The sequence below is a fragment of the Pseudomonas sp. PDM10 genome (assembly GCF_014852295.1).
Taxonomy (GTDB): Bacteria; Pseudomonadota; Gammaproteobacteria; order Pseudomonadales; family Pseudomonadaceae; genus Aquipseudomonas.
On record NZ_JACVBJ010000006.1, the window covers coordinates 236,859 to 249,200 of the forward strand.

The following is a 12,342-nucleotide window of genomic DNA, read 5'->3' on the forward strand; positions in this document are numbered from 1 at the left end:
GACCCACCGTGATCGGGATTAGTTCGCAACACCAGACCACCGGCACGTCGCTCGCTGAGGTTTTCAAAAGTCCTTTTGCCTCACAGGTAACGTAGCAAGGGGCATGCCGGAAAAATTGTCGAACAATAGACACGGCAAAAAGAAGGCGGGCACTACAGCCCGCCTTCTTTTTGCCTGCCCGTTTCAGGGCATGAATGAGTAGATGATCGCAGACAGTGCAATCAAACCGATCAGCACCACGAACACGTTCGAGGCCTGCCCCGAATACTGGCGCAAGGCTGGCACTCGACGGATGGCGTACATCGGCATCAGGAACAACAGGCACGCGATGATCGGCCCGCCGAGGGTTTCGATCATGCCGAGGATGCTCGGGTTGAAGGTCGCCACGGCCCAGCAACTGAGGATCATGAACAGTGCGGTCACGCGGTTCAGCCAGCTCGCCGACATCACCCGGCCACGGCCGCGCAGGCTTTTCACGATCAGCCCCTGAAAGCCTTCACTGGCGCCGATGTAATGGCCGAGGAAGGACTTGGTGATCGCCACCAGCGCAATCAGCGGCGCCGCGTAAGCGATGACCGGCGTCTGGAAGTGGTTGGCCAGGTACGACAGGATCGAGATGTTCTGCGCCTTGGCAGCCGCCAAATCCGCCGGTGACAAGGCCAGCACGCAGCTGAAGCAGAAGAACATCACCGTCACCACCATCATTGCGTGGGCGATGGCGAGGATGCCGCTGCTTTTGCGTTCGGCCTGTTCGCCGTAACGCTGTTTCTGATCGACGGAGAAGGCGGAGATGATTGGCGAATGGTTGAACGAAAACACCATGACCGGAATCGCCAGCCACAAGGTCTTGAAGAACAGCGGCATCGGCATGCCTTCACTGGCGGTGGCGAAGAATGCGCCGTTCCAGTTCGGGATCAGGCTCAAACCGAGCAGCAGCAACGCCGCCACGAACGGATAAACCAGCACGCTCATGCATTTGACGATGACGCCCTGACCGCAACGGACGATGGCCATCAGACCGAGGATCAGCACCAGTGACAGAATCGCCCGTGGTGGCGGGGCGATGTGCAACTGATGCTCCATGAAGCTGCTCAAGGTATTGGTCAGCGCCACGCTGTACACCAGCAGAATCGGGAAGATCGCAAAGAAATACAGCAGCGTGATCAGCTTGCCAGCCCCGATGCCAAAGTGTTCTTCCACCACTTCGGTGATGTCCCCGGAACGCCCGGACAACACGAAGCGGGTCAGGCCGCGGTGGGCGAAGAAAGTCATCGGGAAGGCCAGCACTGCCAGGATCAGCAGCGGCCAGAAACCGCCTACGCCGGCGTTGATCGGCAGGAACAGCGTGCCGGCACCGATGGCGGTGCCGTAAAGGCCAAGCATCCAGGTGGTGTCGTGTTTACTCCAGCCTTTGTGGGTTATTTCGCTATTGCGTGTCAGGTCTACAGCAGGATTATCGGCAGCAGGTGTACGTACATCGGTCATCGTTTGGCCTCGTTATTGTTCTTGCTCGGGCTCACGTGTTACAGGCGTCGGGAATGCTCCTCAGCACTCCACCCAGCTGACAGCCAGGCCGCCCCGTGAAGTCTCTTTGTATTTGTCATGCATGTCGGCGCCGGTATCGCGCATGGTGCGAATCACCCGGTCCAGGGAAATGAAGTGTTTGCCGTCACCGCGTAGCGCCATTTGCGTAGCGTTGATCGCCTTCACGGCGGCGATGGCGTTGCGCTCGATGCACGGCACTTGCACCAGGCCGCCGACCGGGTCGCAGGTCAGGCCGAGGTTGTGTTCCAGGCCGATTTCGGCGGCGTTTTCCAGTTGCTCTGGCGTGGCGCCGAGCACGTCCGCCAACCCGGCGGCGGCCATGGCGCAGGCGGAGCCGACTTCGCCCTGGCAGCCAACTTCGGCGCCGGAGATAGACGCGTTTTTCTTGCAGAGGATTCCTACGGCCGCAGCGCCCAAGAAGAACGCGACGACGTCATCGTCCGACGCGTCCGGGTTGAATTTCATGTAGTAATGCAGCACCGCCGGAATGATCCCCGCCGCGCCGTTGGTCGGCGCCGTGACCATGCGCCCGCCCGCTGCGTTTTCCTCGTTCACGGCGAGGGCAAACAGGTTCACCCACTCCATGGCCGATAGCGTGGAGGTGATGACATTCGGCTTGCCGATTTCCAACAGGCTGCGGTGCAGTTTCGCCGCGCGACGGGGAACATTCAGACCGCCGGGCAGGATGCCTTCATGGCGCAGCCCTTGCTCGACGCATTCGCGCATCACCGACCAAATGTGCAGTAGTCCCTGACGGATTTCGGCTTCGCTGCGCCAGGCCAATTCATTGGCCATCATCAACTCGGAAACGCGCAGACCGTGCAGGTTGCAGAGCTTGAGTAGTTCGGCGGCACTGGAAAAATCGTACGGCAGCACCACATCGCTGGTGGGCGCGATGCCGGACTCGGCTTCGGCCGCTTCGATGATGAAACCGCCACCGATCGAGTAGTACGTTTGCTCTGCCAGCTCTCCGGTTTCGCCAAAGGCTGTCAGCGACATGGCATTGGGGTGGTAGGGCAGGCTCTCGTCCAGCAGCAGGAGGTCGCGTTGCCAGTTGAAGGCGATGGTGGTTTTGCCTGCCAGAAACAGTTCGCCGGTTTCGCGCAGGGTCTGGATTCGGCTGTCGATGGACGTGGGATCGATGCTGTCCGGCCACTCGCCCATCAGGCCCATGACGCAGGCGCGGTCGGTGGCGTGACCGACGCCGGTCGCCGACAGCGAGCCATAAAGCCGGATTTCTACCCGCCGTACGTCGGCCAGCAATTGTTGGTCAATCAGGGCTTGGGCGAAGGTCGCGGCGGCGCGCATCGGGCCGACGGTATGGGAACTGGACGGACCGATGCCGACTTTGAAGAGATCGAAAACACTGATAGCCATGCTAAAGCCTATACAAGCAATGGAAGAGAAATCGCTGCCATTTTTGTAGGACAAGCGCAATGTCGGCGATACTGCCTACCTCGGTCCTACGTGACCAACGAAACTTCCTAAGACAGCCTTTAGCAGGACTAAACAATGAGTCGCCAATTGCACGCCCAGACTTACGTCTGGCTGCACGTGTTTTCCTGTGCCGCGCGGCACTTGTCGTTCACCCGTTGCGCCGAAGAACTGCACATCACGCCGGGTGCGGTCAGTCAGCAAATCCGACAGCTGGAAGAGCGACTGGGTTTTCGCCTGTTTCATCGTCGCGCTCGCGGCGTGGAATTGAGCGCTGAAGGCCAGCGACTGGCCATCACGGTCAATGAGGCTTACGGCAGCATCGATGCGGAATTGCGACGACTGGATGCCGGAATGATCAGTGGGATTTTGCGGGTGCGCTCGATTCCATCGTTCCTGAGCAAGTGGTTGACCCCAAGGTTGCCGCGCTTGCAGCAGCGCTTTCCGGACATTCAATTACGTCTGGTGGCCGAGGACAGCAGCGTGCCCTTGCACGAAGGCGACTTTGACTTGGCCATCGACCTGAATGACGGCAGCTATCCCGGTTTGTTATCCACAACCTTGCTCGACGAGCAGATTTTTCCGGTCTGTGCCCCAAGCCTGCTGCGCGGCCGGCCGCCACTGCATGGCCCGGCGGACCTGATGCATTTCCCGTTGCTGCACGACATTACCGCCTGGCGCGGCAGTTACGAGTACGCGGAATGGGAGTTTTACCTCAACGCCATCGGCTTCGAAGGTGCGGACGTGCGGCGCGGGCACACCTTCAATCGCAATCACCTGACCATCGAAGCGGCGATTGCCGGGATGGGCGTGGCGATTGCGCGGCGAACCTTGCTCAATGATGAGTTGGAGCGGGGGACGTTGATCGTGCCGTTTGGCTTGGCGGTACCCAATCACAAGCGTTACGTGCTGCTCTATGCGCCTGGGGCGCTGAGCCATCCGGGCGTGCGTGCGGTGCATGACTGGCTGGTGGAAGAGGCGGGGATATTTCGAAGCCTGCATCCGCTGGCGGAGCGGCAGATGTGAGCAATTGTGACAAAAGAGTCAGGCGACCCAACTCCCGACCTTAACAGCGCTTTTGCTCCTTGTCCGGCTTTTTTTGCGAATCAAAATTTATCTTTTTTTAGGGGTTGAATTGTTCTGCGAGCCGACCGATTGTGTAAGTAAGAGGTCACGGTGATGACGCCCAAGGGCCAGCCGATGTGCCTCTCGCGAGCTAGCTGAAATAAGGGATGAACTATGCAAATCCAAGTCAACAGCGATAACCATATTCAAAGCAGCATCCGACTGGAGGAGTGGGTACGTACTACCATTGAGAGCACGCTCGAACGTTATGAAGAGGACCTGACACGCGTCGAGGTTCATCTGCGGGACGAGAACGGCGACAAGCCAGGTCCCCATGACATGCGCTGTCAGCTGGAAGCGCGGCCAAAAGGCCACCAACCGATTTCTGTCACCCATAAAGCCGCAAACCTGGAACTGGCGATCGACGGTGCGGCCGAAAAACTTGAACATGCGCTTGAGCACCTGTTCGGCAAACTGCGGGGCAAACCACGTGCCGCTATCGTGCCGTTTGAGAGAGTTGCAGCCGATGCGCTGCTGGAAGACGAGTTTCTCGAGAACGAACAGGCTGCGCAAAACGGCTGATATCTGATTAGGTTTTTACCTTCCACCACTGACAAACGGGTCTGCTTAAGCAGGCCCGTTTTTGTTTGTGCTGACTGACCGCTGACTGGTGTAACAGCGATCCCGTCGTATTCTATTTTGCACATGAGAATATTTATCATTAATATTGCGGCCTTGTTGGCTCCGTGACATTCACGAGGCCTCACCCGTTTCAAGGTCGAAACATGAAAGGCAAAATCACCGCGCTCCCCGTTTCCTACCGACTGGCCGTCACTTCCCGAGTGCTGGCCGCCGTGCTGGGGGGTTACCTCGTCGCGGCATTGGCCAGTGTCAGCCTGACGATGTGGCTGCCTTTGGCTCGTGGCGAAGCGGTGGTCACCGGGATGATGACCTCGTTTTTGGTGTATCTGGTCGCCGTACTCTGGTGCTTTGCCTGTCGCAGTGCGTGGCAAGCCTGGTTCGGATTGATCGTGCCGAGCGTGGTTTTGGCGGCGGTGTCGGGGCTGGCGTATTGGATGGGCCACTGATGAAAGAGGGGTTTCGGCAGGCCATGGCCTGGTTGCACACTTGGGCCGGGTTGATCTTCGGCTGGCTGCTATTCGCGATTTTCCTGACCGGCACGCTCGCCTATTTCAAGGATGAGATCAGCCACTGGATGCAGCCGGAAGTTCCCGCCCGTTCGCTGTCCTCAGAAGCCAGTCTGGCTCTCGCCCAGCACTACCTCGAGCAGCACGCCGCGGGTGCCTCGCGATGGCTCATCGATTTACCGGATGCTCGCGAACCCGGGCTGTCGGTGAGGTGGCAGCAAGCACCGGCCAAGCCCGGCACGCGCGGTCAATTCACCGAAAAACTCCTCGATCCGCAAACCGGTGCAGAAGTGCAGGGCCGGGACACACGCGGTGGCGAGTTCTTTTACCGCTTCCACTTTCAGCTGCAGATGCCCTATCCGTGGGGGCGCTGGCTGTCGACGATCGCAGCGATGGTGATGTTCGTCGCGCTGATCAGCGGGATCATCACCCACAAGAAAATCTTCAAGGACTTCTTCACCTTCCGCCCGCGCAAGGGCCAGCGCTCCTGGCTGGACGGGCACAACGCGGTGGGCGTTCTGGTGTTGCCGTTTCATTTGATGATCACTTACAGCAGCCTGGTGATTTTCATGTCGATGGTGATGCCGGCGAGCATCCTTGCCGCGTACAACGGTGATGTCGAGGCGTTTTACGATGAGGTGTTTCCGGCGTCCAATACGCCCGACATGGCGGGCAAGCCGGGCCAGTTGGCACCCTTGGCTCCGCTGCTGGAACGGGCCAGCGAGCTGTGGTCGGGCGGGCGAACCGGGTCGCTGACGGTGAACAATTCGGGCGATGCGAATGCCTCGGTCATTCTTGCGCGTGACGGCGCCGACCGAGTAGTCCACGACTTTGGCAGCGCGGTGACATTCAACGGCGTGACCGGGCAGCTACTCAGCGCAACGCCGAAGCAAGCAATGCCCATGGTGATTGCCGGCAGTTTCTACGGCTTGCACATGGGCCATTTCGCCGGTCCGGTGTTGCGCTGGCTGTACTTCATGTGTGGTTTGGCGGGCACTGCGATGATCGGCACCGGACTGGTGATCTGGCTCGGCAAGCGTCAGCTCAAACATGCGAAGAGCGGTGTGATGCCGTTTGAGTTGCGGCTGGTGGAAGTGCTGAACATCGCCAGCCTGTCGGGGTTGATGGTCGCGGTGGCGGTGTTCTTCTGGGCCAATCGATTGTTGCCGGTCGCAATGGCCGGGCGGGCGGATTGGGAGGTGAACAGCTTCTTCATCGTCTGGGGCCTGAGTGTGTTGCACGCCGTGGTCCGCCGCGGTCGCGCCGCGTGGGTCGAACAGTTGGCGCTGACGGCGTTGCTGTTCTGTGCGCTGCCGTTGCTGAACGCGTTGACTACGCCTTATCACTTGGGCGTCACCCTGATGCAGGGGGATTGGGCCATGGCCGGTTTCGATCTGACGTGTCTGGGCAGCGGTCTGTTTTTCGCGTGGACTGCGTGGAAAATGCAGCGCGCGGGGCAGGCTGGAATCGCCACCCGACCACGGGCGAAACCGATGCTGCTTGAGCAAGAGGCGCACTGAATGTTCCTGGCCTTGTTGCTGTGCTACGGCGGTTTCACCGCGCTGTGTTTATCGATGGATCGGCATCACGCCGAAATGCTGGGGCGCAAGCCTTCGGCCCGTCGCCGCCAAGGAATGAAACTCAGTGGCTGGTTGTTGCTGGCGTTATCGCTGTGGGCTGCGGTGTCGTCGACGGGTTGGGGACTTGGATTGGTGGAGTGGTTTGCGGTGTTGATGCTCAGCGCTTTGCTGCTGGTGTGGTTGATGACGTATCGCCCGCGCCTGGCCTTGGCGTTGGCCGGTTTGAGTTTGCTTGCCAGCCCCGTCGCCGTGTTTGCAAAGGGCTGACCTGATGATCACCAGCCCCCCGGAATCCCATGACGACGAACATCGCGGTGCGCGTGCGCATTTCCTGCAGGTGTTCCTTTCCCAGCGTTCGCAAATGGAAGCGCTGGTGAGCCGTCGTGTCGGTTGTCGGGCGACCGCCGCGGACCTGGTGCAGGATTTGTTCCTGCGTTTCTGGCGTCGGCCGCTGGTGCAGGTTGAAGAGCTCAGCACTTACCTGTTGCGCTGCGCCGGCAACATCGCCATCGACCATTTGCGCAGCGAAGGCACGCGGGTGCGGGTCAATGAGGGCTGGATGCCGGATCAACCCGACAGCCACGGCAGCGAGCCGCAAGCGGCGCTGGAGGCGGGCAACGATTTGCGTCACGTCGAAGCGGCGTTGCGCGCGCTGCCCGAGCGCACGCGGCAGATCTTTTTGCTCAACCGTATTCACGGGCGCAAATACGCCGAGATCGCCAAGGCCATGGGGTTGTCCCAAAGCGCCGTTGAAAAACATATGATGCGCGCCCTCGAGGCTTGCAAGGCCAGCCTGCGGGAACCCGAACCGCGCACGCCAGGGAAAGCATTGTGACCAACACCGAACGCGTCACCCCGACGCCTGCTCAGGAACAGGCGGCCTTCGCCTGGCTGAGTCTGTTGCATGACCAGCCCAGCAGCGGCGATCAGGCCACCTTCAGCCATTGGCTACAGGCCGACCACGCCCATGCCGAGGCTTACGCCCAGGCGCAAGTGGTGTGGGAGTTGACCGAAACTCCGGCCCGAACGTTGGCCGGTGAAGAAGCGTTTGCCTTGCAGGGTTATCTCAATGCGATGAATCGCTCGCGCCGTACCCGCGTTCGGCGTTGGTCCGGGGCGTTGGCGATGGCGGCGTGCATGGTAGTGATGATCGGCGTCGGTGCTGGCTGGCAACCGTCGCGCTGGGTCGATGATCTGGGCGCGGACTATGTGTCGGCGCCGGGGGAGATTCGCACTGTCACGCTGTCGGATCAGTCACAAGTCACGCTTGATGCCGACAGCGCGATTGCGGTGGATTTCAGTCGTGGCGAGCGGCATGTCCAGCTGCGGCGCGGCGCCGGATTTTTCAGCGTGACCCACACCGGCGAGCCGTTTGTGGTGGACGCTGAAAAAGGTCAGGCGCGGGTGCTGGGGACTCAGTTTGAAGTGCGTCTGCAACCGCACGGTGCGCAGGTCACGGTGTTGTCCGGGCGGGTCGGTGTGACGGCGAACAAGTACGCCGAGCAACAAATTCTCATCGCTGGCCAGCAAGTGGCTTATGGCGAGGGTTCGGCGCAAAAACTCCATAGGGTCGACAGCGAAGCGCAATTGGCGTGGCGTCAGGGATGGCTCAATTACTACAAGGCGACACTCGCCGACGTGGTGCAAGACCTTGGGCGTTATTACCCGGGACGGATTGTGCTGCTCAACGGTGAACTCGCGGGGCGGCGGGTCAGTGGCAGCTTTCCGAGCAAGGATCCGCAAGCGGTGCTGAGTTCGTTGCAAGGGGTGTTGGGGTTTGAACAGCACAAGGTTTTGGGGCGTTTGATTATTTTGCGTTGAGGCTGCTGGCCCCATCGCGAGCAGGCTCGCTCCCACATTTGAAACGCATTCCCCTGTGGGAGCGAGCCTGCTCGCGATGGCGTCAGATCGAACACACATTCTTTCAACTGATCGTTCCCACGCAGAGTGGTCTGCACACCAGAGCGTGGGAACGATCGAAGTGTTTTGAAAATAATTTCAAAATTCTGATGAGGTAAACCCAGACGCCATCCGTGTAGTGACTGAAACTGCGAGTCATTCGCATTCCGTAGGTTCTACACAGGTCATGAGCAATGAAGTCCAGGGCAAAATCGGGTTCGGTCAAACAGTGGTTGGGTACGTGTGCCTTGAGCTTTTCGGCGCTGGCATTGCTGCCGTTGAGTGTGGCGGTGGCGGCTGAGGCTGGCAGTGCCCGGCAGAGTGCGCCGTTCAGCTTCGCAATGGCCGCCAAACCGCTGCCCCAGGCCTTGAGCGACTTCAGCCGGATCACTGGCATCAGCGTGGTCTACACCGATGAAGCGCCGTACGGCATCAACGCTCCAGCGCTCAGCGGGCAGATGAGTGCCGAGCAGGCGATGCAGCGTTTGCTCAGCGGTTCGGGGTTCACCTTCCGTCGCACTGATAGTCACACCTTGCTGCTGGAGCCGTTGCCTACCGATGGCGCCTTGAATCTGGGCGCGACCACCATCACCTCGGTGGCCGATCAGTCCATGAGCTATCAGCCACCGCCCACCAGTTCGGTGCTGCGCTCTTCGGCCTTGATCCAGGAAATCCCCCAGACTGTCAACGTGGTTCCGGCGCAGGTTATTCGCGATCAGGCGCCGCGCAATCTGGACGACGCGCTGGCCAACGTCAGCGGCATTACTCAAGGCAACACACTGGCGAGCACTCAGGATTCGGTGATGACTCGCGGTTTCGGCGACAACCGCAACGGCTCGATCATGCGCGACGGCATGCCGATCGTGCAGGGCCGTGGCATGAATGCGACCGTGGACCGGGTCGAAGTGCTCAAGGGCCCGGCCTCGCTTCTTTATGGCATTCAAGACCCGGGCGGCGTGGTCAACATGGTCAGCAAGAAACCCGAGCTTGAGCAGTACAACGCGTTGACCCTGCGTGGCTCGACCTATGGCGACGGCAAAAACGGCAGCGGCGGCGGCCTCGACAGCACCGGCGCGCTGGGTGATTCCGGGCTGGCCTATCGCATGGTCCTGGACCACGAAGACGAAGATTACTGGCGCAACTTCGGTACTCACCGCGAGACATTGGTAGCACCGTCCCTGGCCTGGTTCGGCGAAAGCACCAAGCTGCTGTTCGCCTACGAACACCGCGAGTTTCTGACCCCGTTCGACCGCGGCACGATCATCGACCCGCGTGACAACCATCCGCTGGACATCTCCCGCGAGCGTCGCCTCGACGAACCCTTCAACAACATGGAAGGCCGCTCGGACCTGTATCACTTCGAGGCCGATCACGAGCTCAACGACAACTGGAAAGCCCACTTCGGCTACAGCTGGAACCGCGAAACCTACGACGCCAGCCAGGTGCGCATCACCGCCATCGACACCAACAAGGGCACGTTGACTCGCAGCATGGACGGCACTCAAAACGCGATCAGCACCGACCGCTTCACCACCGCCAGCCTGGAAGGCAATGTCCAGCTCGCAGGGATGAAACATGACCTGGTGTTCGGCGTCGATGATGAATACCGCAAGATCTACCGCGAAGACCTGATCCGTCAGAAAAGCTTGAGCACCTTCAGTTACGTCAACCCGGTTTACGGCCGCGAAGTCGCCGGCACCACGGTCAGCCCGGCCGACAGCGCGCAAACCGATGAACTGCGCAGCGATTCGGTGTTTTTGCAGGACTCGATTCACCTGACCGATCAATGGATTCTGGTAGCCGGTGGGCGCTTCCAGGAATACAACCAGTACGCCGGCAAAGGCGTGCCGTTCAAGGCCAACACCGACAGCAACGGTCAGAAATGGGTGCCTCGCGCCGGTCTGGTGTATCGCTACACCGATGAACTGTCGTTCTACGGCAGCTACACAGAATCGTTCAAACCCAACTCGACCATCGCACCGTTGAGCGGCAGCAGCACCGTGCTGGACGGCAGCATCGCGCCGGAAGAAGCCAAGTCCTGGGAAATCGGCGCCAAGCTCGACATGCCAGGCCGCGTTACCGGTAACGTCGCGCTGTTCGACATCAAGAAACGCAACGTGCTGGTGGCCAACTCCGAAGGTCCGGTGACGATCTACAGCGCCGCCGGTGAAGTGCGTTCCCGTGGGCTGGAAGTGGACTTGAGCGGTCAGTTGAGTGATCGCTGGAGCATGATCGGCAGCTATGCCTACACCGACGCTGAAGTGACGGAGGACCCGATCTACAAAGGCAAGAAATTGCAAAACGTCGCCAAGAATAGTGGTTCGCTGTCGGCGGTTTATGACTTTGGCACTATCGTCGGTGGCGATCAGCTACGGGTCGGCGCAGGGGCACGGTATGTCGGTGAGCGAGCGGGTAACGCGGTGAACGATTTCGACCTGCCGAGCTACACCGTGGCCGATGCGTTCGCTACCTACGACACCAAAGTCGAGGGGCAGAAGGTCAAGTTCCAGCTCAATGTGAAGAACCTGTTTGACCGCACCTACTACACCTCGGCAGCGAGCCGGTTCTTTGTGTCGATGGGGGATTCGCGGCAGGTGTCGCTCTCAAGCACGCTGGAGTTCTGATCGCAGACCGCGTCATCGTTCTTCGCGAGCAAGCCCGGCTCCTACAGGGGAATGCATTCCAAATGTGGGAGTGAGCCTGCTCGCGATGGCGGCTTGCCAGACACTGAAGACTTCAGGATTACCGCAAAAACGCCTGCCGATACTCACCGGGCGTTCCCCCCAATGCCTGCCGAAACCGATTGGTGAAATGACTCGCACTGGCAAACCCACACGCCAACGCAATATCCCCCAACGGCTGCGACGTCGTACGCAACAACTCCCGCGCCCGGCTCAGTCGCCGCGACAGCACATACTGATGCGGCGGCAAGCCAAAACTCTCGCGAAACATCCGCGCAAAGTGGTATTCGGATAACGCACACAACGCTGCCAACTGCCCCAGGCTAATCGCCTCGGCCAATTGGTTGTCGATGAACTCCACCAACTGCCGCCGCTGATGCGCTGCCAATCCGCCTTTGAGCCGCAAGCCTTCACGCATCCCGACCTGGCCGAGCAAAACGTGGCTGAGCATTTCATGGGCCAGGCTGCTGGTGAGCACGCGTTCGCCGGGCTCGTCCCAGTTGAGTGTGAGCATTTGCCGAAAGCGCCGGGCTTGCACCGGGTCGTCGAGAAAGGTGGCTTCGCGCAGCTGCAGTTCGCGAGGTTCGCGGTCCAGCAACGTAACGCAGCCGAGGGCGAATTGTTCGGGGCTGAAATACACGTGGGCCAGGCGTATGTCGCCGTTGATCACCCAACCCGATTGATGCTCTGCCGGCAGGATGCACAGCTTGTCCGGGCCGCCCTTGGTGCCGGGTTGGTCGCGGCGAAAAGTGCCGGTGCCGCCAGCGATGTAGCAGGACAGGGTGTGATGACTCGGCGCTTCGTAATCCTGGGCGTCGTGATGGTTGCTCCACAAGGCTGCAGCCATGCCGTCACCGAGCTCGGCGCTGTGCTCGAGGCGAGCATTGGGCGAGCGGTTGAGGGCTTGAAAGACTTGCAGGGTTTCCAGTGCAGGCATGATGGCTTCTCTTTGACGCCTTGCATCCTACTCCGTAGCCGTTCGGCTGCCAG

The 12,342-nt window shown here is 60.2% G+C and carries 11 protein-coding genes; 8 read left to right on the forward strand and 3 right to left on the reverse strand.

Annotated features, from left to right (window positions below; genetic code table 11):
• Positions 1-183: 183 nt before the first annotated feature.
• Both IB252_RS21540 and IB252_RS21545 read right to left on the reverse strand, forming a co-directional pair.
• Complete coding sequence (locus IB252_RS21540) at positions 184-1,485, reverse strand: serine/threonine transporter (RefSeq protein WP_192410188.1); 1,302 nt, start codon at positions 1,483-1,485, stop codon at positions 184-186.
• Between the two features lie 60 nt (positions 1,486-1,545).
• Complete coding sequence (locus IB252_RS21545) at positions 1,546-2,922, reverse strand: L-serine ammonia-lyase (RefSeq protein ID WP_192410189.1); 1,377 nt, start codon at positions 2,920-2,922, stop codon at positions 1,546-1,548.
• Between the two features lie 135 nt (positions 2,923-3,057).
• Here IB252_RS21545 and IB252_RS21550 point away from each other — a divergent pair, with 135 nt between their 5' ends.
• The 8 genes from IB252_RS21550 (at position 3,058) to IB252_RS21585 (ending at position 11,295) form a co-directional block, all read left to right on the forward strand.
• Positions 3,058-4,005, forward strand: coding sequence for a LysR substrate-binding domain-containing protein (locus IB252_RS21550; RefSeq protein WP_008150625.1), 948 nt, complete (start codon positions 3,058-3,060; stop codon positions 4,003-4,005).
• 213 nt (positions 4,006-4,218) lie between these two features.
• Positions 4,219-4,626, forward strand: coding sequence for an HPF/RaiA family ribosome-associated protein (locus tag IB252_RS21555; RefSeq protein ID WP_111450355.1), 408 nt, complete (start codon positions 4,219-4,221; stop codon positions 4,624-4,626).
• A 203-nt stretch (positions 4,627-4,829) separates the two neighbouring features.
• The gene (locus IB252_RS21560) at positions 4,830-5,132 is read left to right on the forward strand and encodes a DUF3649 domain-containing protein (RefSeq protein WP_192410190.1); all 303 of its coding nucleotides are present in this window, start codon (positions 4,830-4,832) and stop codon (positions 5,130-5,132) included.
• Entirely contained in the window at positions 5,132-6,712 is a 1,581-nt protein-coding gene (locus IB252_RS21565) for a PepSY-associated TM helix domain-containing protein (RefSeq protein WP_192410191.1), read from the forward strand. Before IB252_RS21560 ends, IB252_RS21565 begins: the two co-directional genes overlap by 1 nt.
• Complete coding sequence (locus IB252_RS21570; RefSeq protein WP_192410192.1) at positions 6,713-7,039, forward strand: DUF3325 domain-containing protein; 327 nt, start codon at positions 6,713-6,715, stop codon at positions 7,037-7,039.
• Positions 7,040-7,043: 4 nt separating this feature from the next.
• The gene (locus IB252_RS21575) at positions 7,044-7,607 is read left to right on the forward strand and encodes an RNA polymerase sigma factor (RefSeq protein WP_008150603.1); all 564 of its coding nucleotides are present in this window, start codon (positions 7,044-7,046) and stop codon (positions 7,605-7,607) included.
• Complete coding sequence (locus tag IB252_RS21580) at positions 7,604-8,593, forward strand: FecR family protein (RefSeq protein WP_192410193.1); 990 nt, start codon at positions 7,604-7,606, stop codon at positions 8,591-8,593. Before IB252_RS21575 ends, IB252_RS21580 begins: the two co-directional genes overlap by 4 nt.
• Before the next feature lie 272 nt (positions 8,594-8,865).
• Positions 8,866-11,295, forward strand: coding sequence for a TonB-dependent siderophore receptor (locus tag IB252_RS21585; protein WP_192410194.1), 2,430 nt, complete (start codon positions 8,866-8,868; stop codon positions 11,293-11,295).
• Positions 11,296-11,413: 118 nt separating this feature from the next.
• Here the strand turns inward: IB252_RS21585 and IB252_RS21590 are convergent, their stop codons facing one another.
• Positions 11,414-12,289, reverse strand: a complete 876-nt coding sequence (locus IB252_RS21590) for a helix-turn-helix domain-containing protein (protein WP_111450348.1) — start codon at positions 12,287-12,289, stop codon at positions 11,414-11,416.
• Positions 12,290-12,342 lie beyond the last annotated feature (53 nt).